The organism is Rhodanobacter sp. A1T4 (assembly GCF_014207185.1).
Taxonomy (GTDB): Bacteria; Pseudomonadota; Gammaproteobacteria; order Xanthomonadales; family Rhodanobacteraceae; genus Rhodanobacter.
This window is the reverse complement of record NZ_JACHCP010000010.1, coordinates 199961-225756: the sequence shown is the minus strand read 5'-3', so window position 1 is coordinate 225756 and position 25796 is coordinate 199961. Positions and strand designations below refer to the sequence as shown.

General features: G+C 61.8%; 18 protein-coding genes. 10 read left to right on the top strand and 8 right to left on the bottom strand.

Annotated features, from left to right (window positions below; translation table 11 throughout):
- Window positions 1–22: 22 nt before the first annotated feature.
- The 6 genes from dprA (at window position 23) to HDE80_RS19275 (ending at window position 8507) form a co-directional block, all read left to right on the top strand.
- On the top strand, window positions 23–1192 hold the full coding sequence (dprA, locus tag HDE80_RS19300) for a DNA-processing protein DprA (RefSeq protein ID WP_184673584.1): 1170 nt from the start codon (window positions 23–25) through the stop codon (window positions 1190–1192).
- A gap of 145 nt (window positions 1193–1337) precedes the next feature.
- Complete coding sequence (locus HDE80_RS19295) at window positions 1338–3851, top strand: DNA topoisomerase I (RefSeq protein ID WP_184673583.1); 2514 nt, start codon at window positions 1338–1340, stop codon at window positions 3849–3851.
- Window positions 3852–4424 (top strand): Sua5/YciO/YrdC/YwlC family protein, encoded by a 573-nt coding sequence (locus HDE80_RS19290; protein ID WP_184673582.1) that lies wholly within the window; start codon window positions 3852–3854, stop codon window positions 4422–4424.
- Window positions 4425–4577: 153 nt separating this feature from the next.
- Window positions 4578–5960: an AMP-binding protein gene (locus HDE80_RS19285; protein WP_184673580.1), complete on the top strand. Its 1383-nt coding sequence runs from the start codon at window positions 4578–4580 to the stop codon at window positions 5958–5960.
- A gap of 154 nt (window positions 5961–6114) precedes the next feature.
- Window positions 6115–7398 carry a phosphoribosylamine--glycine ligase gene (gene purD, locus HDE80_RS19280; protein ID WP_184600240.1) on the top strand — a complete coding sequence of 428 codons (1284 nt, stop codon included), beginning with the start codon at window positions 6115–6117 and terminating at the stop codon, window positions 7396–7398.
- A 236-nt stretch (window positions 7399–7634) separates the two neighbouring features.
- The gene (locus HDE80_RS19275; RefSeq protein ID WP_184673578.1) at window positions 7635–8507 is read left to right on the top strand and encodes a YbaY family lipoprotein; all 873 of its coding nucleotides are present in this window, start codon (window positions 7635–7637) and stop codon (window positions 8505–8507) included.
- A gap of 137 nt (window positions 8508–8644) precedes the next feature.
- On the opposite strand, the gene HDE80_RS19270 is transcribed toward HDE80_RS19275, so the two are convergent.
- The 4 genes from HDE80_RS19270 to mnmG all read right to left on the bottom strand — a co-directional run bounded on the left by HDE80_RS19270 (window position 8645) and on the right by mnmG (window position 16110).
- A complete protein-coding gene (locus HDE80_RS19270; RefSeq protein WP_184673576.1) occupies window positions 8645–10510 on the bottom strand; it encodes an autotransporter domain-containing protein in 1866 nt (621 codons plus the stop codon).
- Window positions 10511–10625: 115 nt separating this feature from the next.
- The gene (locus tag HDE80_RS19265; RefSeq protein WP_184673574.1) at window positions 10626–12965 is read right to left on the bottom strand and encodes a Tex family protein; all 2340 of its coding nucleotides are present in this window, start codon (window positions 12963–12965) and stop codon (window positions 10626–10628) included.
- A 427-nt stretch (window positions 12966–13392) separates the two neighbouring features.
- Window positions 13393–14163 carry an RDD family protein gene (locus HDE80_RS19260; protein WP_184673572.1) on the bottom strand — a complete coding sequence of 257 codons (771 nt, stop codon included), beginning with the start codon at window positions 14161–14163 and terminating at the stop codon, window positions 13393–13395.
- Window positions 14164–14232: 69 nt separating this feature from the next.
- A complete protein-coding gene (gene mnmG, locus HDE80_RS19255; RefSeq protein WP_184673571.1) occupies window positions 14233–16110 on the bottom strand; it encodes a tRNA uridine-5-carboxymethylaminomethyl(34) synthesis enzyme MnmG in 1878 nt (625 codons plus the stop codon).
- 577 nt (window positions 16111–16687) lie between these two features.
- Here mnmG and HDE80_RS19250 point away from each other — a divergent pair.
- Entirely contained in the window at window positions 16688–16867 is a 180-nt protein-coding gene (locus HDE80_RS19250) for a hypothetical protein (protein WP_255483969.1), read from the top strand.
- A 91-nt stretch (window positions 16868–16958) separates the two neighbouring features.
- On the opposite strand, the gene pepN is transcribed toward HDE80_RS19250, so the two are convergent.
- On the bottom strand, window positions 16959–19625 hold the full coding sequence (gene pepN / locus HDE80_RS19245) for an aminopeptidase N (RefSeq protein WP_184673569.1): 2667 nt from the start codon (window positions 19623–19625) through the stop codon (window positions 16959–16961).
- A 73-nt stretch (window positions 19626–19698) separates the two neighbouring features.
- Between pepN and HDE80_RS19240 the strand changes: the two genes are divergently transcribed.
- Entirely contained in the window at window positions 19699–20712 is a 1014-nt protein-coding gene (locus HDE80_RS19240; protein WP_184673567.1) for an aldose epimerase, read from the top strand.
- The gene (locus HDE80_RS19235; RefSeq protein ID WP_184673565.1) at window positions 20709–21698 is read left to right on the top strand and encodes a pyridoxal-phosphate dependent enzyme; all 990 of its coding nucleotides are present in this window, start codon (window positions 20709–20711) and stop codon (window positions 21696–21698) included. The genes HDE80_RS19240 and HDE80_RS19235 overlap by 4 nt, the downstream gene beginning before the upstream one ends.
- Before the next feature lie 30 nt (window positions 21699–21728).
- Here the strand turns inward: HDE80_RS19235 and HDE80_RS19230 are convergent, their stop codons facing one another.
- Window positions 21729–22862, bottom strand: a complete 1134-nt coding sequence (locus HDE80_RS19230; protein ID WP_184673564.1) for a sterol desaturase family protein — start codon at window positions 22860–22862, stop codon at window positions 21729–21731.
- Window positions 22863–23043: 181 nt separating this feature from the next.
- On the bottom strand, window positions 23044–23334 hold the full coding sequence (locus tag HDE80_RS19225) for an EamA family transporter (RefSeq protein ID WP_255483968.1): 291 nt from the start codon (window positions 23332–23334) through the stop codon (window positions 23044–23046).
- Between the two features lie 267 nt (window positions 23335–23601).
- On the opposite strand from HDE80_RS19225, the gene HDE80_RS19220 reads away from it, so the two are divergent.
- Window positions 23602–25317 (top strand): alkaline phosphatase family protein, encoded by a 1716-nt coding sequence (locus HDE80_RS19220; protein WP_184673562.1) that lies wholly within the window; start codon window positions 23602–23604, stop codon window positions 25315–25317.
- Window positions 25318–25372: 55 nt separating this feature from the next.
- Here HDE80_RS19220 and HDE80_RS19215 read toward each other — a convergent pair whose 3' ends face one another.
- Entirely contained in the window at window positions 25373–25687 is a 315-nt protein-coding gene (locus tag HDE80_RS19215) for a hypothetical protein (RefSeq protein WP_184673560.1), read from the bottom strand.
- Between the last annotated feature and the right edge of the window lie 109 nt (window positions 25688–25796).

The window sequence follows — 25796 nt, the reverse complement described above, 5'->3', positions numbered from 1 at the left end:
CTCTGTTCGTAAACTGCAATGCATGAACGACATGGATGAACTCCGCGCATGGATGATCTTGCTGCGCACGCCCGGCTTCGGTCCGGGAGGCCTGCGCGAGCGACTCACTGCAGCTAACAACGACGTCGCTCAGGTGCTGGCACGGTTGCAGCAGCTGACATCGCTCGGCGAGCCGGCCCGTGCGTGGCTGCAGCAGCCTGACGAGACGATGCTGGCCAGTGACATCGAATGGCTTGCCCAACCCGCGCATCGGCTCCTGCGTTGCACCGAAGCCGACTTCCCGCCGCAACTGGACAATATTCCGCAGCCTCCCGCGGCGCTATTTGTTGTTGGCGATGCCAGCCTGCTTTTGTATCCGCAGGTGGCGATTGTCGGTGCGCGCAATGCCAGTACAGGAGGCTTGGCGCATGCCCGCGCGTTCGCAGTTGCGCTGGCGCAGGCCGGATTCGCGATCACCAGTGGCATGGCTGATGGTATCGATGGCGCGGCCCATCTTGCGGCGCTGGATAATGGCGTGCCTACGCTAGCCGTGATCGGCACTGGACCGGATCGCGTCTATCCACGCAAACACCATCTGCTGGCCAAGCGGATCGCGGAACGAGGCGCGCTGATCAGCGAATTTCCGCCAGGCACGGCAGCACGTGCTGATCATTTTCCGCGACGCAATCGCCTCATTGCCGGTCTGTCGCTCGGTACGCTGGTGGTTGAGGCAGGACTGCAATCCGGCTCGCTGATCACGGCGCGCCTGGCCGCCGAACAGGGTCGGGAAGTGTTTGCGTTACCCGGCTCAATCCACAATCCTCTGGCCCGTGGCTGCCATCGTCTGATCCGCGATGGCGCGCGGCTGGTGGAGACTGCCGCCGAGATTATCGAGACATTGGCGCCCGCAGCGCGCATGCTTGGTGGCGAACTCGCAGCTCGGCTGGTGGCGAATGACGATGGAAATGTAGGCGAGCAGCCGGTTGGAATTAACCACGGAACGCACTCGAGCGCGCATTCCGGCTTGAGCAAAGATCCTGAATATTGCCGCCTTTTGGGTGAACTTGGTCATGAACCGGCGACGTTGGACGAACTTGTGCAACGAACCGGGCAGTCGGCGGCGGCGGTGTCTTCCCTGTTGCTGATGCTGGAACTGGAAGCCAAGGTCGAGACGTTGCCGGGCAATCGCTATCAGCGCCTTTCCGGCTCCTGAAGCGGCCATCTGGAAGGGTTTCATCAATGTCGGAAGCGGCATCCGGACTGCTCGGGCTTGACAGCTGCGGCTCTGGCGTGTTTTCAACTATATATGTGTGCGGCGCCACAAGCGCCGCTTTTCGGTTCGTGGAAACTCAAGCTTCATGGCAAAAAATCTGCTCATCGTTGAATCGCCGGCCAAAGCCAAGACGATCAACAAATACCTTGGCAAGGACTTCCACGTGTTGGCGTCCTACGGTCACGTGCGCGATCTGCGGCCCAAGGAAGGCGCGGTCGATCCGGAGAACGGGTTTGCCATGGCCTACGAGGTCATCGAGCGCAACGAGAAACACGTCGATGCGATTGCCAAGGCGGCCAAGCTGGCCGACGACATCTATCTGGCGACCGACTTGGATCGCGAAGGCGAAGCCATTTCCTGGCACATCAGCGAGATTCTGAAAGAGCGCGGCCTGGTCGAAGGCAAGCGGATGCATCGGGTGGTGTTTTCCGAGATCACGCCGAAGGCGATCAAGGCCGCCGTGGCCAACCCGCGGCAGCTGTCGCACGATCTCGTCGACGCGCAGCAGGCGCGCCGCGCGCTGGACTATCTGGTCGGCTTCAATCTCTCGCCGGTGCTGTGGCGCAAGGTGCAGCGTGGCCTTTCCGCCGGTCGCGTGCAGTCGCCGGCGCTGCGCATGATCGTCGAGCGTGAAGAAGAGATCGAAGCATTCAACGCCCGCGAATACTGGACCATCGAAGCCCAGCTCAAACATGCGGACGGCGATTTCACCGCACGCCTGAGCAAGCTCAACGGCAAGAAGTTCGAGCAGTTCGATCTCACCAATGAGGCCGAAACGCTGGCTGCCCGCGATGCGCTGAAGCAGGCCGCCCGAGGCCGACTCACGGTCAGCGATGTCAGCTCGAAGGAACGCAAGCGCCGCCCGGCGGCACCGTTCACCACCTCCACGCTGCAACAGGAGGCCGCGCGCAAGCTCGGCTTCACCACCAGCCGCACCATGAAGGTGGCGCAGGGCCTGTACGAAGGCGTGGCGCTCGGTGAGGAGGGCAATGTCGGCCTGATCACCTACATGCGTACCGACTCCACCATGCTCGGCGACGACGCGCTGGCCGAGCTGCGGCAACTGATCACCCGCGACTTCGGCGCCAAGGCGTTGCCGGATGCGCCCCAGGTCTACAAGACCAAGTCGAAGAACGCGCAGGAAGCGCATGAAGCCATCCGTCCGACCTCGGCGATGTACACGCCGCGCGACGTTGCCGCATTCCTCAACGACGACCAGCGCAAGCTGTACGAGCTGATCTGGAAGCGCACGGTGGCCTGCCAGATGATCCACGCCACGCTCAACACCGTCTCGGTGGAATTTGCGCTGCGCGATGTGCCTGGCGGCGATGCCTCGTTCCGCGCCAGTGGCACCACGGTGATCGATCCGGGCTTTCTCGCCGTCTACGAAGAAGGCCGCGACCAGAAAACCGCCGAGGACGACGACGAAGGCCGCCGCCTGCCGCGTATGGAAACGGGCGAACAGGTACCGCTGCACGATATCGCCGCCGACCAGCATTTCACCGAGCCGCCGCCGCGTTATTCCGAAGCCAGCCTGGTCAAGGCGCTGGAAGAGCACGGCATCGGTCGTCCGTCGACCTATGCCAGCATCATCCAGGTGTTGCAGAACCGCGAGTACGTTTTTCTCGACAGCCGCCGCTTCAAGCCCAGCGACGTCGGCCGCGCGGTCAGCAATTTTCTCACCTCGCATTTCACCCGTTATGTCGACTACGACTTCACCGCCAAGCTCGAAGACGAGCTCGATGCGGTAAGCCGTGGCGAAGAAGCCTGGGTGCCGCTGATGGAGCGCTTCTGGCTGCCGTTCAAGCAACAGGTTGACGAAAAAACCGAATCGGTTGATCGTAACGAAGCAACCGGTGCGCGCGAACTGGGCATCGATCCGAAAAGCGGCAAACCCGTTTCCGTGAGGCTGGGCCGCTACGGGCCGTTCGCGCAGATCGGGACCAAGGAGGACGAGGACAAGCCGACCTTCGCCAGCCTGCGCACCGGTCAGAGCATGCACACCATCTCGTTGCCCGACGCGCTGGAATTGTTCAAGCTGCCGCGCAAGCTCGGTCAGGCAGAGAACGGCGACGAAGTCAGCGTGGCGATCGGTCGTTTCGGCCCGTTCGTGAAGCAGGGCGCCACGTACGCGTCGCTCAAGCCGGAAGATGACCCGTACACGATCGAACTGCCGCGCGCCCTGCAGATCGTGCAGGAGCGGCTGGAGATGTTGGCCAATCGTCTCATCCTCGACTTCGGCAACGGCGTGCAGGTGCTCAACGGTCGCTACGGCGCGTACATCACCGATGGCGAAAAGAACGCGCGCATTCCCAAGGAGCAGGAGCCGAAGGAGCTGACTGAAGCGCAGTGTCTCGAGCTGCTCGCCGCCGCACCGGTCCGCAAGGGTCGCTTTGGCAAGAAGACCGCCACGAAAAAGACGGCGACCAAGAAAGCCGCGGCAGAGAAAGCACCGGTGACCAAGAAAGTGGCCACAAAAAAGGCTCCTGCAAAAAAGACCGCGGCCAAAAAATCGGCAACGAAAAAAACAGCGGCAAAGAAGGTCGCCGCGAAGAAGGTGGCAACGAAGAAATCAGCCGAAAAGTCCATCGAGGCCTGAGTGCTGCGGCACTTCACTCTTGGGGAAATAGATGCCGCCGCCGCGCTTCTGCACGAAGGCGGCGTGCTGGCGTATCCGACCGAGGCCGTCTTCGGTCTCGGCTGCGATCCCCATAACCACGAGGCCTTCGAGCGGCTGTTTGCGCTGAAGCAGCGTCCGCCGACTCAGGGCGTGCTGCTGATCGCGGCGGACTTCGCGCAAGTCGAACGCTACATCGCGCTCGATGCGGTGCCGGCCGCGATCATGCAACAGGTGCAGGTGAGCTGGCCTGGGCCAAATACCTGGATTTTTCCTCGTTCGCCAGAAGTGCCGGAGTGGGTCGTTGGCGCGCATGCCGGCATCGCGCTGCGTATTACCGCCCATCCGCCGGCTGTGGCGCTGTGCCGGGCCTTTGGAGGCGCGCTGGTATCGACCAGCGCGAATCCCCACGGCGAGCCGCCTGCCCGCACAGCGCACGCCGTGGAGATTTTTTTCGAAGACGCACTGGATGGTTTGCTGGACGCACCGCTGGGCGGGCAGGTCAGCCCTACGGTGATCCGGGACGCGCTTTCGGGCACTATCGTTCGCAGTTGAGCGCGTTGGGGGCGCGTTGCCGGTTGCCGTGACATGGCAGGCAAGCGGCATGGGAAACGCAGGATCTTCACGTCGCCACGTTCACCTCGGCGTCTGGCTGCTGCTGTAATGCTGCCCCCGAGTGACCTATTGAAACATCGGAGAGACTGCGGCGTGGCCATCGTTTACGACACTTACCAGCGCGAAGCACCGGCACGACTGCCTCTGTTGAACGTGGCTGATGCGGATCGCGTCCTGGCATGGCGCGGCGGCAAGGCCGTCAGTGCGGCGCAGTTTCTGGCGCAGGTGCGTGCAGTGGCAGCCAGGCTGCCCGCGGCGGCGGCTGCGGTTAACTTGTGCGAGGACCGCTACGCCTTTCTGGTCGCGTTCTGCGCCATCGTGCTGCGTGGCCAGACCAATCTGCTGCCATCTTCGCGCGCGCCGCAGGCGGTAGACGAAGTGATGTCAGCGTATCCGGGCTGCTACGCACTGGGTGATCTGAATCTGAGTGTCGCGCCGCCGGGTTACCGGCAATTGCCGCCGCTGGATACGCTTTCCATCGAAGCGATGGAAGCGCACGACGCGTGGCCGCTGATTTCGGCCGATCACGTCGTGGCGATCGGTTACACCTCCGGCTCCACCGGCACTCCGAGCGCCAATCGGAAAACATGGGGCAGTTTCCACGCCAGCAACGCAGGCAATCTGGCGATGCTGCATGCCGTCGTTGGCGAGCGCTTTGACGTGGTGGCCACGGTGCCGCCGCAGCACATGTATGGCATGGAATTGTCGGTGGTGCTGCCGCTGCTCGGCGACGTTGGCGTACATGCCGGGCGGCCGTTCTTCCCCGCCGATGTGGCTGCCGCGCTTGCGTCCGTGCCTGCGCCGCGCGTGCTGGTGACCACGCCCGTGCACCTGCGTGCGCTGGTCGACTCCGGCATCGCGCTGCCGCCGATTGCGGCGATGGTTTCGGCGACGGCACCGATGCCGGTGGAGTTGGCCACTGCTGCCGAGCAGCGTTTCGGTGCGCCACTGCAGGAGGTGTTCGGCTCAACAGAAACCTGCGTGTTCGCCAGCCGTCGCCCCACCGTGGACGAAGACTGGCTGCTCTACGACGGCGTCACCCTGCATCCGCAGCCGGACGGCACGATGGTGGACGCGCCACAGTTGAGCGCACCGATCGGCCTTGCCGATATCGTCAGCCTTTCCGACGGCGGGCGTCGCTTCCGCCTGCGTGGGCGCCATGCGGACATGCTGGAAATCGCCGGCAAGCGTGCGTCGCTTGCCGATCTAACGCGTCGCCTGCTGGCCATCCCCGGTGTGCTCGATGGCGTGGTGATCCAGCTCGCCGATGGCGATACGCTGGGTGTGCATCGCATTGCCGCGCTTGCCGTGGCGCCGGGGCTGGACGAGCACACTATTCTCGATGCGTTGCGCACCGCCATTGACCCGGTATTTTTGCCGCGGCCACTGCGGTTGGTTGACGCCCTGCCACGCAATGAAACTGGCAAGCTGCCGCGAGCCGATCTACTGGCATTGCTTGGCCACCATCACGGTTGAAAACCTGTGGGATGTGCTCGGTCGCCATGGGGGCGAAGCCAGGGCCGTATGCGGCGGCTGGCGATAAACCCTGCGGGATTATCGCCAGCCGTGGCGTGCCCTACAATGCGCGATCAGCAATCGTCGCGCATCTACTCGAGCATCGGAATCAGGCATGAAAGTTCTCGTCATCGGCAACGGCGGTCGCGAGCACGCGCTGGCGTGGAAGCTCAAGCAGTCGCCGCGCGTCAGCGAAGTGATCGTGGCGCCGGGCAATGCCGGCACCGCCCATGAACACGGTGTGCGCAATGTCGATGTGGCGGCCAGCGATATCGATGGCCTGCTGAAGTTGGCCAGGAGCGAAAAAGTCGGCCTTACGGTGGTTGGTCCCGAGGTGCCGCTGGTCGCCGGCGTGGTTGACCGCTTTCGCGACGCTGGTCTGCGCATCTTTGGCCCGCGTGCTATCGCCGCGCAGCTGGAAGGCTCCAAGGCGTTTGCCAAGGACTTTCTGCTCCGCCACAACATTCCCACCTCGCGCTACGCCGTATTTACCGATCTCAACCCAGCACTGGCCTATGTGCGCCAGCATGGCGCGCCGATCGTGATCAAGGCCGATGGCTTGGCCGCCGGCAAGGGCGTGGTGGTGGCATTGACGCTGGCGGACGCCGAACTGGCCCTGCATGACATGCTCGGTGCGCACAGCTTCGGCGACGCCTCGGCGCGGGTCGTGATCGAGGAGTTTCTCGACGGCGAGGAAGCCAGCTATATCGTGATGAGCGACGGCAGCCACGCGCTGCCGATGGCCAGCAGCCAGGATCACAAACGCCGCGATGACAACGATCTCGGCCCAAACACCGGCGGTATGGGCGCGTATTCGCCAGCGCCCGTGGTCACACCGGAAATCGAACAGCGCATTCTGCGGGAAGTCATCGAGCCGACGCTGCACGGCATGGCCAGCGAGGGCGCGCCCTTCATTGGTTTCCTGTATGCGGGCCTGATGATCGACAAGAGTGGCGCGCCGAAAGTGATCGAGTTCAACGTGCGCTTCGGCGATCCGGAAACGCAGCCGATCATGCTGCGCCTGAAATCCGATCTGGTCGAGCTGATCGACGCCGCACTGGACGGCCGCCTGGAAACCATCAAGGCACGCTGGGATATTCGCCCCGCGATTGGCGTCGTGATGGCAGCCGGTGGCTATCCCGGTCAAGTTCGCAGCGGCGCCTTGATCGAGGGTCTCGACGCACCGACCCAGGCTGACGTCAAAGTCTTCCATGCTGGCACCAAGTCGAATGCCGAAGGGCGTGCCGTAACGGCCGGCGGCCGCGTGCTGACGGTGTGCGCGCTGGGCAGCGACATTGCTGCTGCCCGCGAACGGGCGTATACCGCAGTCGACGAAATTCACTATGATGGCGCCTTTTACCGCCGCGATATTGCCTATCGCGCTCTGCGGCGCCTTTGATGGTTTCTTCGCAGTGAATGCGACATGGTTTGAGCGTTGTGGATTACTGAAACTGTGATGCAAGTGGCTGGTGCAGGCAGCTGCATACGCTAGCGAATGGATGCAATGCCAGCCGGCCCTATTTTCATATGGCCGTCTTTTTAGGCTATGCTCGGAGCTTCCCCCGCGAAAAACCGATGGCGCACGGCGTCTGACGCTCTTATTCGCGCTCGTTTTCACGTTGATGAGGTTTTCCCATGCGCAAGATGGTTTTGTCGCTTATTCCCTTTGCTGTACTGGCTTTGGCCGGCTGCAATTCGTCTTCGTCTTCGTCCGACAGCGCACCCGCCTCGGCGAGTACGGCCGGCGCTGCCAAGGTTGCGAATGAGGTGAGCGGTACGGTTACGCTGCACTCGCAGGCTCAGGCACTGTCGCCGAAGGCATCGCTCAGCATCAAGTTGGTCGACGTCTCTTCTACCGCCGACGCCAGCGCACCGCCGCTGGCTCTCAAGTTGATCACGCCGGCTACCCAGTTCCCGCAGCCGTTTGCGATGAGCTTCGATCCCGCGAAAGTGAAGCAAAATGATATTTACGTCGTGCAGGCGGAGCTGAGCGACGGTGACCGTCACTACACGATGAAGATCCAGGCGCTAGTGCTCACCAATGGCAACAAGAGCGACGGTATTGCCATTGAACTGTCGGCAGAGCAGACGGCAGGTGAAAAGGCTCTGGCCGCGTTCACTGACGTGCAGAAGCAGCTCGGTGCGATGAAGGTCAAGAGCGGTACCAAGCTGGACAAGGACGTTTCGCGCAGCTGGCAGGTATTTCGCCAGGACAATGAGTTGAAGTTCATCCGTGAACTGGTCGATTACGGCGCCAAGGGCTTCACCAGCACCGACTACGCCTACAAGAACGGCAAGCCGTGGGTCGTCGTGCAGCAGACCAAGCCAAACCAGGGTGCCAAGCCCACTGCGATCGACCGCGCCGGTTGGGACGACAACGGCAGCCTGGTGCTGAAGCAGCACGAGGTTAACGGCAACGTGCAGGTGCTGGACGATTCGGCTGCCGCCGGTCTGCAGAAGCAGGGCCTGGATGTGTTGAATCTGGCAACCGGGGGCAAGGACAAGTAAGTCGCTGCAAGTCAATGCCGAGAGGCTGAATCAATCAGCCATCTGGACGTCCATTTTCATGGGCATCCGAAAATAAAAAAGCCGCCCGAGTCAAGGGCGGCTTTTTTTATTGGGTCCTCAGACCAGCGGTCTTCTGATCAGAAGCGGTATCTCAGCCCGAGGTTGAAACCGTTGTACCGCTGGCTGCTGTCGCTGAAATGCGCGTTGTACGACATCGTGCCGCTGAGCTGAGGGCTGAACTGCGCCGTCAGGCCCAAGTCAGCGCTACCCCAGGTCTTGTCGGGGATATAGCCGGCGATCGTAAACTGGCCGTTCAACGAGTTGAGACCTGTCGTGACATCGCGCGCATCAGCCTTGCTGTCGCGGTTGAAAGCCAGTTCGGCGTAGGGGACGAAGGTGGTGCTGGCTGTTTGCCACTGGCCCTGCAAGCGCCAGCCGAGGGTGCTGATCAGCGCCTTGCGGTGCTGGCTGCCAAACCACATCGCCGTGCTGTCGTCGCCGTTTTCGTGATAGCCGTCGACGCGGATGCTCTGATACTCGATGTTGGCAAATGGTCCATTTTTCAGCGTGCCCTGGCCGAACCACCAGCCGCCGGTGAGGCCTGCGCCGGCATGCGAACCGTTGGGGTTGCCGGTTTCGGTGCGGTCGAGCGGTCCCAGCTGGATGATGCGATTCACGTCAGTGAAATTGGAATGGCCAGCCTCACCGTAAGCTCCCACATAGCCGCCACCCACGTGATAGGTGGCGTAGGCCAGCGCGGAGGTATCGTTGAGATCATAGCCACCACCGCCGTTGAAGTTCGCGGTGTTGCGCCCCAGGCCCAGGGCCACGCCCATCGACAGATTGTCATTGCTGCGCAGATCGGCACCGATGGTCAGGTTCGTGTTGTCGCTGGTCGTGCGTGGCGAATTGTAGGTACCGTCAAAACGCTGCAGCCCGAAATTGACCGTCGCGAACACGCGGCTGTCGGCGCCGGTATCGTCGGACTGCATCTGTGTACGCACGGCCTTGGTCTGGGCGGTGCTCACCGCCAACGGTGCTTCGCCCAGCAGGGAGATCTGACCCGGCGCATGCAGTTCGGACAGCACGTACTGGCTGAAAATTTCATGGGCAGCCGTGGTGGGATGTACGCCGTCGGCGAACAGGTAGTCCTGAGCAGCATTCGGCGTTACCAGCGTGCTGCTATTGCAATCGTGCGAACTTGACGTGGTGCAAGCCGGAACGGTGGTGTTTACGAAGCCAAAGGCAGTCGGATTGGCCAGTACTTCGTTGAATAATGCGTACGTGTTGACCGAAAGAATATTGGCACCGGTGGCGGCCAGACCAGCATTGAGCGTCTGGTTATACGACGTCGATACATTGCTGAGGAAAGTCTGGATGCCCGGCACGAGCGCCGCATCGGATGCTGCGGACGGCGTCTTGCCGATGTCCGGCAGATTGAATACCACCACGTAATTCGCACCCGCCTGCTTCAACTGGGTGATCAGCGACAGCTCCTGCGTGGCAGCGGCGTTGATGTTGGTCGTTGCCTGTGCGGCTGTTTCGCCAGCGCCAGGAAAGATGGTGCCGATACCGTATTGGGTCGCGTGATAGAAAATATCGTTCGCACCACCCCACACCATGTACAGGCTGCGTGGATCGGCTTTGGTGCCGTTCGCCAAATAGCCATTGACCTGCTGGGTCAGCGTGGGAATCGATGGATCGGGGCCATCGTCATCCGTCACTACGCCGGCGCCGCCGAAAGCGTAGTCGCTCCCGCCTACGCGCGAAGGCTGCAGGTTGAAACCGTAGCCAGCAGCGATGTACTGAACCGCCACATCGCCCGGGTTGGTGGTGAACTTGGAGTAGCTGTTGAGCGAAGTGGAAAAAAACTGGCCGGCGTCACTCAGGCTGTCGCCGAAAACTACGATGTTGTCGAATGGCGGATTGTCGGCCGCCTGTGCATTGACGGCAAACAGCATGGCGGCGGTGATCGCCGTGACCAGATAGCGGGTGCGAAGCATGGTGTGACTCCCCTTCAGTACCAGGGCCCGGATGAGGGCCGTAACGAGGGCGTCACACTATCGGAAACGGTATCCATACGCATGCGCAGGTGCAGCATAAAAAACCTGCGTTCCGCTAGTTTTTGCGGGCCTTGGCAAACGCATCGGCAAAGGCCCCGCTGGCTGGTGCAGCGGCCTGTTTTGGCGCTGTGCTGCCACCACGTGATGCCGGCCGAGCGTCGCCGTTTTTCGTGTCACGCGGAGTACGTGCATCGCTGCCCGCGACGGGGCGGCTGCGACTCTGGCCGGGTTCGTCGTCCAGCCGCATCGAGAGGCCGATGCGCTGACGTGGCAGGTCCACTTCCATCACCTTGACCTTGACGATGTCACCGGCCTTGACCGCATCGCGTGGATCCTTGACGAAGGTATGCGACAGCGCCGACACGTGGACGAGCCCGTCCTGATGCACGCCGATGTCGACGAATGCGCCGAAGGCGGCAACATTGGTGACACGGCCTTCGAGAATCATGCCGGGCTTGAGGTCCTTCACGTCTTCGACGCCCTCGGCAAAACTCGGTGCGACGAATTCGGGACGTGGATCGCGGCCGGGTTTTTCCAGCTCTTTCAGGATGTCGCGCACGGTCGGCAGGCCGAAGCGTTCATCGGTGAACTGCTCGGGCGCCAGGCCCCGCAGGAACGCACTGTCGCCCAGCACGCTTTTCACCTCACGGCCGCATTGGGCGATGATCCGCTCAACCACGGGATACGCCTCAGGATGCACTGCGCTGGCATCCAGCGGATTGTCGCCGTGCGATACGCGCAGGAATCCGGCGCATTGCTCGAACGCCTTGTCGCCCAGTCGCGGCACTTTCAGCAGCGCCTTGCGGTTGGCGAACGGGCCGTTGGCATCACGATGTTTCACCACGTTCTCGGCGACGGCGGCGGACAGGCCGGCTACGCGTGACAGCAGCACGGCGGATGCGGTGTTCACATCCACGCCGACGGCATTGACGCAATCCTCGACGCGGGCTTCCAGCGCACGCGCCAGCTTGATCTGGTTGACGTCATGCTGGTACTGACCTACGCCGATCGCCTTCGGCTCGATCTTCACCAGTTCGGCCAGCGGATCCTGCAGGCGGCGCGCGATCGACACGGCGCCGCGCAGGCTCACGTCGAGTTCGGGAAATTCCTTCGCCGCCAGCTCAGAGGCGGAGTACACCGATGCACCCGCTTCGCTCACCACGATTTTCGACATTTTCAGATCGGCGTGCTTTTTCATCAGCTCGCCGGCCAGTTTGTCGGTTTCGCGCGAGGCGGTGCCATTGCCGATCGCGATCAGGTCGACGCCGTGCTGTTTGCCCAATTTCGCCAGCTGCGCAATGGATTCATTCCACTGCTTGCGTGGCTCATGCGGATAAATCACGTCAGTAGCCAGCAGCTTGCCGGTGGCATCGACCACGGCGACTTTCACACCGGTGCGGATGCCGGGGTCCAGGCCCATCACTGTGCGGGCGCCGGCCGGCGCGGCCAGCATCAGGTCTTTGAGGTTGTCGCCGAACACGCGGATTGCCTCGTCCTCGGCGCCTTCGCGTACGCGGCCGAACAGGTCCAGTGTGAGATGCAGATGAAGCTTTACGCGCCAGGTCAGCCGCACCGTTTCACGCAGCCATGCATCGGCGGCGCGGTTGCGATGCTGGATATCAGCGCGCGCCGCCACGCGGCCTTCGCCTTCGGCGTGGCCTTGCTCGCTGTCGACGGTAGGGCTGAGTTCCAGCTCGATCACGCCCTCGTTGCGCGCGCGCATCAGTGCCAGCAGGCGGTGCGAGGGAATCTTGCCGATCGGTTCGATGTGGTCGAAGTAGTCGCGGAATTTCGCGCCTTCGTCTTCCTTGCCCGCGACGACCTTGGCGCGGATCTGGCCTTTGGCCCACATCCAGTCGCGCAGTTCGCCGACCAGATAGGCATCTTCGGCGATCGATTCCATCAGGATCGCACGGGCGCCATCGAGCGCTGCGCGCACGTCGGCGATGCCTTTTTCTGCATCGACGAAGGCTTCGGCAAAGGCTTCTGGCGTTTGTGTCGGATCATCGCGCAGGCCGGTCGCCAGCGGTTCGAGGCCGGCTTCGCGCGCGATCTGCGCCTTGGTGCGGCGCTTGGGCTTGTACGGCAGGTAGAGATCTTCCAGTCGCGCCTTGGTATCGGCAGCGAGCAGATCATTTTTCAGCGCATCGCTGAGCTTGCCCTGTTCCTCGACGCTGGCCAGGATTGCCGCGCGACGTTCTTCCAGCTCGCGCAGATAGCGCAGGCGCTCTTCCAGCAAACGTAGCTGGGTGTCATCGAGCCCGCCGGTCACTTCCTTGCGGTAGCGCGCGATAAACGGCACGGTCGCGCCGCCGTCGAGAAGATCCACGGCCGCACGCACCTGGTCGGGCTTGGCGGCAATATCCTGGGCAATGCGATGTTCGATGCTGAGCATGGGGCTGGGGTGTTCTCTGAAAAATCCGGCGATGCCAGAGGGGACTGCGAATGATAGCAAGCCGCTCCATGGCGGTGATTGGGCGTGTCATCAATGACCAAGCGGCCCGCGCCGGGAACTGTTTGCGCGCAGGCCAAGGAAGAGCGAAGAAGTGTACGTCCGTACACGACTGAGCGATGACGCAGGCCTGTGGGCAAACAGACCCGGCCCGTAGGGTTGCTTCGCTGTGGCCGCCATGCGGCAGCGCGCGGCTTGGCCTGACCGCCAGTCAGGCGCTGCGCCACGCACCACCACCTGACGGCCGCAGCGAAACAACGCGAGCCACTTGGTCATTGATGACACGCCCTAGTTGCCGAGAAAGTGCGTCGGCAATAAATGAAAGCGGCGCCGAAGCAGAACTCCGGCGCCGTTGTTCGATAGAGAACAATCAGGCTGTAAACGAATTATTACTGCTACCTGGTGTTGCCTGGGTTGGCTTGAACTCGCTAGCGCGTCCGTTGAGCACCAGCGTGCCGACGACCATGTCGTGCAGGCCCTGCTTGCGCTGTGTCCACGTCACCATCAGAAAACCGATACACAAGATAAAAGCGCTGAGATATTTGGCGGGGTAGCGACCGAGCGCGCGTGGAAGACTGATGCGCGCGCCCTGCATGTCGGTAACGCGAATGCCCAGCGCCAGCTTGCCTATGGTTGCCTGCCATGCAGAGCTTTCGCAGAACGCAAAATACAACCAGGTCATCACGGTGATGATAAGCACGGCTGGCAGCATCGTGTCGTAGTACTGGCTGAACGCCGTCAGCATCAGATGAGGGTCGTCCGGCGCGGAAAGCTGTGCCTGTTTCATGGCAGCTTCCGCTGCGTCGCCACCCATGATTTTTTGAATCAGCAGGCTGGGGATGTAAAGAATGATGGCGTCGAGTATGTAGGCGGCAACACGCTTCCAGAAACCGGCATAGTCTTCCAGTGTGGCGGTCGTGGTTTGCGGGAGCGCGCCAGGTGCGCTTGATGCCGTAAACGCGGGTGGTGGGGTGCTGCGCACTTCTTCCGGAAACAATACGGACAGCGGTTGCCAGTCGGCGAGCCCTTCGTACCAACCGAGGTCGTCCCTGCTCACCTGGCCGCTGCGCAGCCATTGGCGGATATCTCCATCGGTATAGGGGCCATGTCGCTCGCCATCGCGTCCGATCCACACTTCCATCGCTGTACCTCCTGATGATCAATGCCGCATGATGCCACGCATGCACGGCGGCCGAGCATGACGAGACGCTCAGGCCGCGGCACGTCGCTTCAGATGCACCAGTAGCAGCGAAATGGCCGCCGGTGTGACGCCGCTCACGCGCGCAGCCTGACCCACGGTGGCCGGCAGCGTGCGCTTGAGTTTCAACAGCACTTCGGCAGAGAGGCCACGGACCTTGTCGTAGTCGAAGCTGGCAGGGATCGCGGTGTGCTCGTTGCGGTGCTGGCGCTCGATCTCCTCACGCTGGCGCTGCAGGTAGCCGGCGTACTTCACCTGTACCTCGACTTGTGCCGCAACATCATCGCGTTCGACGGCGGGGCCGAGCTCGTTGACCGTAGCGAGCTTGGCGTAATCCAGCTCCGGCCGGCGCAGCAAATCCAGCGCGTTGGTTTCGCGACTGACAGCGATGCCAAGCTGTCGCTCGATCGCTGCGCCCAGCGCATTCGCTGGCGTGGCCCACAGTCCCTGCAGGCGCCGTATTTCGGCATCGACGGCATCGCGCTTGGTGCGCAGCGCATCGAAGCGCGCCTGCGGCACAACGCCGAGCGCATGGCCGGTTTCGGTGAGCCGCAGGTCGGCGTTGTCCTCGCGCAGATGCAGCCGATATTCGGCGCGCGAGGTGAACATGCGGTAGGGCTCGATGGTGCCGTTGCTGGTGAGATCGTCGATCAGTACGCCGATATAGGCCTCGTCGCGGCGCGGATACCACGGCGCCTTGTCCTGTATGGCGCGCGCAGCATTGAGCCCGGCGATCAGGCCCTGCGCGGCGGCTTCCTCATAGCCGGTGGTGCCGTTGATCTGGCCGGCGAAATACAGGCCGCCGATGGCCTTGGTTTCCAGCCACGGGTTGAGCCCGCGCGGGTCGAAGTAGTCGTATTCGATCGCGTAGCCGGGTCGCGTGATGTGCGCGCGTTCGAAACCCTTGATCGACTGCACCAGCGCCAGCTGCACGTCGTACGGCAGCGAGGTGGAGATGCCATTCGGATAGATCTCGAACGTGTCCAGCCCTTCCGGCTCGATAAAGATCTGGTGCGAGGATTTCTCGGCGAAGCGGACCACCTTGTCTTCGATTGACGGGCAGTAGCGCGGGCCGACGCCTTCGATCTGTCCGGTGTACAGCGGCGAACGGTCCAGCGCGCCGCGGATCAACTCATGCGTGCGCTCGGAAGTGTGGGTGATCCAGCAGCTGATCTGGCGCGGATGCTCGTCGCGCGTGCCGAGGTAGGAAAACATCGGCGTTGGATTGTCGCCGGGCTGCTCTTCCAGTTCGCTGAAATCGATGCTGCGCAAATCGATGCGTGGCGGCGTACCGGTTTTCAGGCGATCGGCGGCGACCGGCAGTTCGCGCAGTTTTTGCGCCAGGGCGCTGGCTGGCGGATCGCCGGCACGGCCGCCAGCGTACTGTGCGGGACCGATATGAATCTTGCCGGCGAGAAAGGTGCCAGCCGTCAGCACCACGCTCTTCGCACCGAACGACAGGCCCATCTGCGTGACGACCCCGGTAACGCGGCCGTTCTCGATGATCAGGTCGTCCACCGCCTGCTGGAACAGTTCGAGGTTCGATTGAGTCTCCACGATGCGGCGGATCGCGGCCTTGTACAGCGAGCGGTCGGCCTGGCAGCGGGTAGCGCGTACGGCCGGACCCTTTGATGCGTTCAGTGTGCGCCACTGGATGCCGGCGCGATCGGCTGCATGTGCCATTGCGCCACCGAGCGCGTCGATCTCTTTGACCAGATGTCCCTTGCCGATGCCGCCGATGGCCGGGTTGCAGCTCATTTGGCCGATGGTTTCGATGTTGTGACTCAGCAATAGCGTGCGCGCGCCGGTACGCGCAGAAGCCAGCGCCGCCTCAGTACCGGCGTGTCCGCCGCCGATCACGATCACGTCGTAGTGGATGGGATGACGCATCAGACTGCCCCGAGGATGCACATGGTGACCAAACAAGCTGCTATTTTAGCGCCATCCGGCCGATGGCAGCTCGATCATGCTTGATGGCACGGTTTCTGCTTATAGCCAATCAGCACTTTCACGGGCAGACGCTGCGCGATTCGCGCGCCGAGATCGAACGGACAGGGGTTCGATTGTGTACCGGGAAAGGAAGCAAGACGGCACCCTTCGGGGTGCCGTCGCCTTTTGTGGGGCCTCAAAGACAAAGCCCCGCCGTTTGTGCGGCGGGGCTTTGTCTTTGAATAAATCTGGCGCCAGGCGGTCTCAGGAACAGGGGGAATCCAGGAAGACCGTATTGCCAGGCGCCAGAAAGCGGAAACTTGGTTCCAGGTAGGCAATAACTTGCGCCACTTGGAGACTTGATTTTTGACTTTATCGCGTGAACCCGAAGTGACTGTAACGGGAGTTTGTGTCGGCTCGGGGCAGCAGCTGACGCGCTGCGTCAGCCATGTGATAGGTCTCTCGCGATAAGTGTGACGTCAATCACGTATTGGCATGAGTGTTGCATCATTGAAATGACCAAATGAGGAGACTCACCATGGACATGAATTTCGAGCCGTTGTATCCGCATCACGATTTGCTGATCGAGCTCGGCCGGGTTGAAATGGCCATAGATAGCTTGGGTGAGCGCGATGACAGCGAGCGCGGATCGCTGCAGCCGCGCCTTGAGTCACGTATGAGTGCCCTGCTTGAAGCACTGCGTGACCTTGCTGTTTGATTGATGCACCGTGCGCAAGGCAAACGCGCCAAGCGCACTGATGGTGATGCCGGCCTCGCACCTTGCGAGGCCATATCGACAACCGGCTGGTTCAGTGCTTGAAGATGCTATCGACGATTTCCGTCAGATTGCGCGATAGATCTTCCTGACGCGCCAATGCCGCAATCACCGCATGGGCGGCTTCACGTCGGCGTGGCTCAAGACGCTGCCAACCATTGAACGCGGTGGCGATTCGCGCGGCGAGCTGTGGGTTCAATGCATCAAGCTGGATAAGCCGGTCGGCCAGCAACTGATAGCCCGCACCATCGGTACGATGAAATCCGCTGGGGTTGCCACGCACAAACGTACCCAGCAGCGCATGGACGCGATTCGGATTCTTCAGCGTAAATGCGGGGTCGCGCTCTAGCGCCCGCACCCGGTCCAGCGCGTCGGTTGCCGTGGACTGCGCCTGGATGGCAAACCACTTGTCCATCGCCAATGCGTTGTCGGCATAGCGTCGGCGATAGTGCTGCAGCGCTGGCGCAGCCTGCGCTGGCTGATCACGAAGTAGCACGGCGAGTGCGGCAAGTCGGTCGGTCATCGCCGGTGCGCTGTTGTACTGGTTCTGAGCCAGCAGGTAGGCGCTGGCACCATCGACTAATTCCAGCAGTTCCAACACGTGGCGCTTGAGCCGTCGTCTCGCCTGGCTGATCGGGTCGAGCTGTGCACTGGCATGTCTTGCCAGATCGCGATAACGCTGCTCCAGAACTTTTGCGCCGATCCGCTCGGCTAGCTGTTGTTGCAGGCTCAGGCGCAGCTCGTGGATGCGCTGCGGATCGACCACGCTCTCGCGTTCGGCCAGTTCGACTTCGCCCGGCGGTGTCAGCAGGTCGGCGAGCAGTGCATCGTCGATACCGTCATTGGTAAACAGTGTCGCGAGCGTATCGCACCACGTCTGCACGGCATCGCTGGTGTTGCCGTCGCGCAGGTTTTCATAGGCGCGGGCGGCAAGCTGTTGCCCCGCTTCCCAGCGATTGAAGCCGTCGACATCGTGGCCCAGTAGCAGCGCCAGTTGGGTGGGCGTGTAGTCGCATTCCAGAATCACCGGTGCGGAAAATCCGCGCAGCAGCGAAGGTACTGGTGTTGCGTCGACGTTCTTGAACACGAAAGTCTGTTCGGATTGCGCCAAAACAACCACGCTTTCAGTCCCTGTCGACTCGCCGGTGATCTCGGACGTCTGGCCTTCCAGATGTAGCGGCAGCATTTCGCCGCTGTCAGCAAACAGCGCCAGTTTCACCGGAATCGGTAGCGATTCGTGTGGCTTCAAATCACCGTCGTTGGATGCATGCTGGGAAAGCGTGAGTGCGTAGGTTCGCTGCACAGCATCGTAATCGCCGCGCGCCTTGAGTCGCGGCGTGCCGGCCTTGGCATACCAGACCAGGTTTGCCATCAGGTCGATACCGTTGGCATCACCGAGCGCCGAAAGGAAATCCTCCAGCGTGGCTGCTTTGCCGTCGTTACGTGTGAAGTAAAGATCCATGCCCCGCCGAAAGCCATCCTTGCCCAGTCGCGAAGAGAGCATGCGCACCAACTCGGAGCCTTTTTCGTAAACGGTCGCGGTGTAGAAGTTGTTGATTTCGTTGTACTGCGACGGACGCACTGGATGCGCCAACGGGCCGGCGTCCTCGGGGAATTGGGCGCGACGTAGCAGCGCGACGTCTTCGATGCGCTTCAGTGGCGCGGAGTTCATGTCGGCCGAAAAACTCTGTTCGCGAAATACCGTCAGACCTTCCTTCAGTGACAGCTGAAACCAGTCGCGGCAGGTCACCCGATTGCCGCTCCAGTTGTGGAAATACTCATGCGCGACCACCGCCTCGACGTGCCGGTACTCATCGTCGGTCGAGCTGTCCGGGTCGGCCAGCAGGTACTTCGCGTTGAAGATATTGAGGCCCTTGTTCTCCATCGCCCCCATGTTGAAATCGTGGGTGGCGACGATGTGGAACACGGCCAGATCATAGTTGCGGCCGTAGGTCTGCTCGTCCCAGCGCATCGCGCGCTCGAGCGAATCCATGGCGTAATCGCATTGATGAATCGCGTCGGATTCGGCCCAGATATTCAGCGTCACCGCGCGCTGGTCAGCAGTCACGTAATCGCGCGAAATCTTTTCCAGCTTGCCGGCGACCAGGGCGAACAGATAACTCGGCTTGCGATACGGATCGACGAAGCGCGCCCAATGCCGGCCATTGTCCAGCTCGCCGGTGCCATCGGCATTGCCCCCGGCGAGCAGTACCGGGAAGCGCACCTTGTCCGCACGCAGGGTAACTGTGTAAAGCGACTGCACGTCCGGGCGATCGGGGAAAAACGTAATGTGGCGAAAGCCTTCGGCTTCGCATTGAGTGAGCAGAAAACCACTCTCGTGCTTGCCGGAAAAAAACAGGCCCTCCATCGTGGTATTCGCTGCCGGTCGCAGGCGCACGCGGGTCTCCAGCACGCTGCCATCCTTGGCGCCGTAGACCTCGAGCACGCCATCGGCGTAAAGGTAGGCGGATTCGGGCAGTGGTTTGCCATCCAGTGCGATCGACAGCAGTTCGAGGTTTTCGCCATCCAGCCGCAGCGTCGAGGATGGCGCGGCATCGCTGCGCAACAGCAGGCGCGAGCACAGTTCGGTGGTGTCGATGCCGAGGTCGAAATCGAGTTCAACCGTTTCGACCTGCCAGGCGGGTACTCGATAGTCGCTGAGACGAATCAGCGCAGACTTTTTCTCGGGGGTCGTATTCATGTAAATAGCAGGGCGCGGGGAGTACGCAGGTTACCATGCAGTCTATTGATGGCCGAAAATTCCGGAAAACCCCATGACACGATATACCGCCGAAAAAGCCCTGCTGGGCGACCAACCAATCATCGTGCTGACCGATCACGACGATCAGAGAAAACTGCGCGTGGCTTGTCATGGCGCGGCGCTGCTCAGCTTCCAGGTGCCGCTCAACGGCGAGTTGCATGACATCGCCGATGGCTATCGCGATGCGAATGAGGTGGCCACCCGGCCAGGCTCACGCTTTGCGATCATGGTGCCGTTCGCCGGCCGTATTGGCGATGCGCGCTACACCTTCGATGGGCAGGCAGAAGATCTGCAGCCGGGCGTCATCGGAGCCGATCGCGCGAGTCGCCACGGTTTCGTGCGCAATACCGATTTCGAGATTGCAGAGCTGACGGCCGACGCCGCGGGGGCACGCGTCACTCTGTCGACATCGGCGATCCGCCCGCAGCCGGGTTATCCGCATTCGATTGATCTGGCGGTGGCGTTTACGCTGGACGCCGGCGGCATCGCGCTCGACGTCAGCATGCACAATGTTGGCGACACTGAGGCGCCGTGCTTCTTTGGCTGGCACCCCTATTTCCGTGTAGGCAACAGTGCGCTTGCGGGCAGCGCCGCTGATGGCTGGCAGCTGCAGATTCCGGGTGAGACGTTGATTCGCACCGACGCCGATCTCATCGCGCTGCCGGGTGCCGAGGCTTACGTGCCTCTGGACGACGCACCGGCCTTCGATTTCCGCGAAGCGCGACTGATCGGTAGCACGATCCTCGATCACGAGTACACCGATCTGCAGGTCGAGGCCGATGGCTATATCCGCACGCGCCTGCGTGACCCGGTCAGCGGGCTGGCGATTGCGGTCTGGCAGGAGCGTGGCGTGATGCACGCATTCACCGCCGACACGGCGGCACGCGACGCGCGACGTGCCGTGGCGCTGGAGCCGATGGAATGCATGGCCGATGCGTTCAACCGGCCTGAATGGCTAGACGCCATCCGTTTGCTGCCGGGTGCCGAGCGGCGTTTTCGGTGCGGTGTGGAGGTGCTGCTGCCATGAACGCTGCAGTGATAAAGCAGACTTTGTCGAGCGACGTGCTGCCAAGCTACGCGCAGATTCTCGACGCTGCCGCGCGCATCGCGCCGTACGCGCGGGTGACGCCGGTGCTGCGCAGCGCGGCACTGGATGCGTTGAGCGGCTCCGAGCTGCATTTCAAATGCGAGAACCTGCAGCGCGGTGGTGCGTTCAAATTTCGCGGTGCCTGTAACGCGGTATGGGCGCTGACGGAGTCGCAGGCAGCGGCCGGCGTGGTGACGCATTCGTCCGGTAATCACGGCAACGCGCTGGCACTAGCCGCCGCCACGCGCGGCATTGCTGCGCATGTCATTGTGCCGCAAGGTGCGGTGCAGGCGAAGGTCGATGCGATCGCACGTGCCGGTGCAATCCTGCATCGCTGCGCGGCAACACAAGCGGCGCGCGAGGCGATGTCGGCCGAGGTGCAGCGCACCAGCGGCGCAGTGCTGGTGCATCCATACGCCGATACGCAAGTGATGGCCGGGCAGGGCACGGCAGCGCTGGAGCTGCTGAAGCAAGTGATTGGGTTGGATGCGCTAATCACGCCGGTGGGCGGCGGCGGCATGGCCAGCGGTACGGCAATTGCCGCACATGCAATCGATCCTTCCATGACTTTGTTCGGCGCCGAACCGCTTGGTGCCGACGATGCGGTGCGGTCGCTGTCACAAGGCCGGCGTGTGACGACGCTGGTGCCGGACACCCTGTGCGATGGCCTGCGCGCACTGATCGGCGAAACCAATCTCGATGCGCTACGCACGCACCACGTCGATGTGATCGCAGTCAGCGACGAAGAGTCGATTGCCGCCATGCAGCTGCTGTGGTCGGAGCTGAAGCTGGTGGTGGAAGTATCCAGTGCCACCGTGCTGGCGGCGATCCTGAAGCAGCCCGCGCGCTTTGCCGGCCGACGCGTCGGCGTGGTGCTCACCGGCGGCAATGTGGATTTGCAGTCGCTGCCCTGGAACGCGGGCTGACGCCATGCCTGCCGAGTACCGACGCGTGCGCTAAGCTGCCTCGGCCTCAGTGTGGCTGCTGGTGCTCGTGGCTGTCGTCGTGCTGGATGCAGAGGTTGGCTTTACGTGGGCCGCGTGCAGGGCATGCAAATCCATCGGGCTCAGCGTTTTGAGTGGAATGGGCGTGTAATCCTCGGCGAAGGACACTTCACCGGGCTTCCAGCCTGCCTTGCGGCGCACGGCGCCCAGAAAACGCTTGGTCGACACCCAGTGCAGGCCGAGCAGGGTGTAGTTGTTGTCGGCATCGATGATCGGGTCGCCGACACCGGTCGGTCGTGTCGGTTCGCCGTAGAGCGCTGTGCGAAACACCACATCCCAGATCGAGAACACCTGACCGTAGTTGCAGTTGTGCAGGTTCGGGCGATCCGGATCGACCAGCATGTGATGCAGGCGATGGAACTTCGGATCGACGAACACCTTTTCAAATAGCCGTCCAAAACCGAGCCGTACGTTGGTGTGCGAAAAGTTCTGCGCCAGCTCACCGAGCAGCATCAGCCAGGCGAATTCGTCCGGCTGTACGCCGATCAGCAGGCCGACCACGGCCAGCACCATCGACTGGATGAAGCCGTCGATCAGGTTGCCGCGGTCGTTGGTCCAGCAGCTCATCTGACGCTGGCTGTGATGCATGCTGTGCAGCGCCCACCACCACGGAATCGCATGCTGTGTGCGGTGCATCCAGTAATAAACGAAGTCGTAAATGGCGTAATAGAAAAGAAACAGCAGCAGCGGATGATGATCGAACCACGGGATCAGGTGCGAAATCGCCAACGGCGAGCCGGTGCTGTCGCTGGCGTCAGAATCGCTGCCACCGAACAGATGGCTGAACGGGGTGAGCACCAGATAGGTGAACAGTGGAAAGATGCCGAGCAGCATCAGAATCGTGTAATTGCGATCGACCAGGGTGAGCTTGCGGTGGGTCCATTGTTCGGCGGGGAACCAGGTTTCCAGCGGACGAAAAATCAGCCCGATGATCGCCACCTGCAGTGCCGCAATCATCAGCGCGCCGGCAATCTCGTCGGGATTGCCGGCCAGGCCGTTGATGTGGATCAGCGTAAGGAATGGCGTGACTGCATGACTGCTCAGCCAGGCAACCGCGTGGGACCAGAATTGGGAGAAATCGGGCATCGGTATTTTTTCGGAAGTGCTTGATGCCAATGATATCGCCGACGCCACGCTTCGATGCTGAATGAGGGCGAAGGTTTGTGTCCAGGCGTCAGTGAGACGATTCACCGCGGTGACATATGCCCAATCCGCTTACGGCGACGAGTCCTGCCACGACGAAGGCGATACCTAGCTGTTCCATTAGCTATGGTTGCTCGTGCAGGATGCTCCACGCCAGCAGCACGCTGACGATGGGTACACCCATGCTCGACCGGCTGGCAACAGCGGTCGGCAGCCGCAGCCGCACGATCGACCACAGCCATCCAGCGATGCTGGACGCTATCACCACACTGTGGGGAAGCCCGCTGATAAAGGCAGCGGTCCAGGCGATCGGCCGCTGTGGCACAGCCAGCGCAACGATGCCTAGCGCGATGCCACCCGTCAGCATCTGCCACGCGGTGAGATTGAGTACCGAAGGTTTGTGTCGCACGAACATGCGTTTTCTCAGCTAGGCCCAGATGAGAATGATGACGAGCATGGCGAACACGGCGCCGCATTGTGATGGCGAGGAAGCAGGCATGAAAACATCGCTGGCGCACGGATTTGCAGTTTAGCGCCTGGATCCTGCGGGTCGTCCGAGCGGATGCCGGTGCGCGGCAGCCCAACGCCAGTGGAACGGCCGTTGAGGCATGGCCTGCCGCGACCGTCACAAGTCCGTAAGATGGCGCCCCGGTGACAATCGAGTCCCGGGGACTTTCCATTCATGCGACGACTGCCGTTACATTTCACGCGAACCGGTGCGGTATCGCTCGGTGCGCTGCTGCTATTTGCCGGCTGTGTCTTTGCGACTGCGATGCAGGAGCCGAAGGTACTGCAACAGGTTTTCGTGCTGGCGTTGATGCTGTGCACTTTCGGCGCGCTGTTGTTTGTGACTGCGCGCTTTGCGACCGCGTTGGTGGTTTGCAGCGCGCTGTTTGCCGTGATCAAGTTTCTGTCGGTGCTGAAGATCAAGTATCTCGAAGAATCGCTGATGCCGTCGGACTTCATCTACTACGCCGGCACCAGCTTGCTCGATACGCTGCGGCACTATCCGCACCTGTACCTGCTGAGCATCGGCATTTGCGTCGTGGTGCCGCCGCTGTTGTGGCTGGTATGGCGCTGGGACTTGCACCTGTTTGTCGGACGCCGATGGTTGTCAGCGCTTGGTCTGCGCATGGGTGGCATTTTGCTCAGCGTCTTGGCATTCCTGATCTGCATGCTGCCCAACGGGCCGTTCGCGCAGGTGCATAACCGCGGCGTGTGGGAGAAATTATCCGACGATGCGCAGCTGACCAACTTCTTCATCAACTTCGACGATGCCCGCGTGCACCTGCCGGCAATGTCCAGCGACGCGATTGCCGAGCAGCAGTGGGGATCGACTGCGCAGGGTGAGCCAGGCAGCGCGCATCCACCGTATCCCGACATTGTGCAGGTGCTGGAAGAAAGCACTTTCGATCCGTCGATCTTCGCCGCCTGCGGCGTGCCGGAATGTCGTCTGCAACTGTTTCAGGCCGATGCGCGCACCCGCGGCACCGGCGTGCTGCGCACGCATACCTTCGGCGGTGGTACTTGGGTGAGCGAATTCGCCACGCTGACTGGCATGCCGCAGGATATTTTCGGTCCCGGCGGAATGTACGCGCCATACGTGCTGGCGCCGCACGTGCGCGACGCGCTGGCAATGCAGTTGCGGAGACTGGGTTACCTGACCATCGCGATCTATCCGACCGAAGGCAGCTTCATCAACGGCCGCAACGCCTACAAGTCGTATGGCTTCGATCATCTCTACGACGTCAACGAGCTGAAGCTGGACGAGTGGGAAGAAACCGACAAGCAGATGTTCGATGCGGCCAAGCGCGTCTACGATCAGGTCAAGAAGCCGGGCCAGCCGGTCTTTATCATGATCCTCACCATCAACCAGCACGGTCCGCACGACGATCTGCCGTTGGCCCAGCTGCCGGCGCCGTTCAATCGGGGCCTGTTGACCGGGCTGTCGCCGGCGGCAACGATCAACTTCAGTGCCTACCTGTCGCGCCTGCACGATTCCGATGTGGCCATGCGTGGGCTTGAGCATGATTTCCTTGACCGTGCGCAGCCAACCCTGCTGGTGCATTTCGGCGATCATCAGCCGTCGTTCGAGGGCATGATCCGGCCAATGGCACGCACACTACCGCTGGCGCTGCAGCCTTACCGCGATTACCTCACCTATTACATGCTCAAAAGCAATTTTGCGGGCGAGCCACTGCCGAGCTATCCGATGATGGATATCGCGTTTCTGCCAAGCATGGTGCTGCAGGCCGCCGGTCTACCGAAAGATCCCTATTTCTCCGCGCTGCATGAACTGCGCACGCGTTGCAACGGACTTTACGACGACTGCAAGATACCGGGACTGATTGACTCTTACCACGCATGGACGTTTGGACGTCTGCACGTCTATCAGTGAACGATTTTGGAAGTTGCCATGCCGTGCGGCTGACAATCTCCATGTCGGCTGTCAGCTAGCCGGCAAATGAAATGGCTGGTTCTGGCTCTTCAAACCAGACCAGTGAGCCGGACCGCTGCAGCCGATAGGGCAATGCCTTGCCGCGCAGTTCGATGTATCGCACCGCCTTGGCGACGATCGACACGCTTTCCTGATCGACGGAATCTTCCCTGGGCTTCTTCGTGTCGAAGACGCGTCTGCCGTTGACGTCACGGGTCTGCATGGAATAAAGCTCGATCTCCGAGCGGGCGGCGTGGTCGGCAATATCCAGCGCCAGTGAATGCACGGTCAGCTGATTGCTGATCCCATCATCCGCCTTGATGTCATCCAAGTAGTTAAGCATGGCATTCGTCCAAAAAATAACAAGTAATTACGTGCTGGCCTTCAATCATGGATTTTGCGAACAGCCGATGATGACAACATCGGCTAGCCAGCTCATC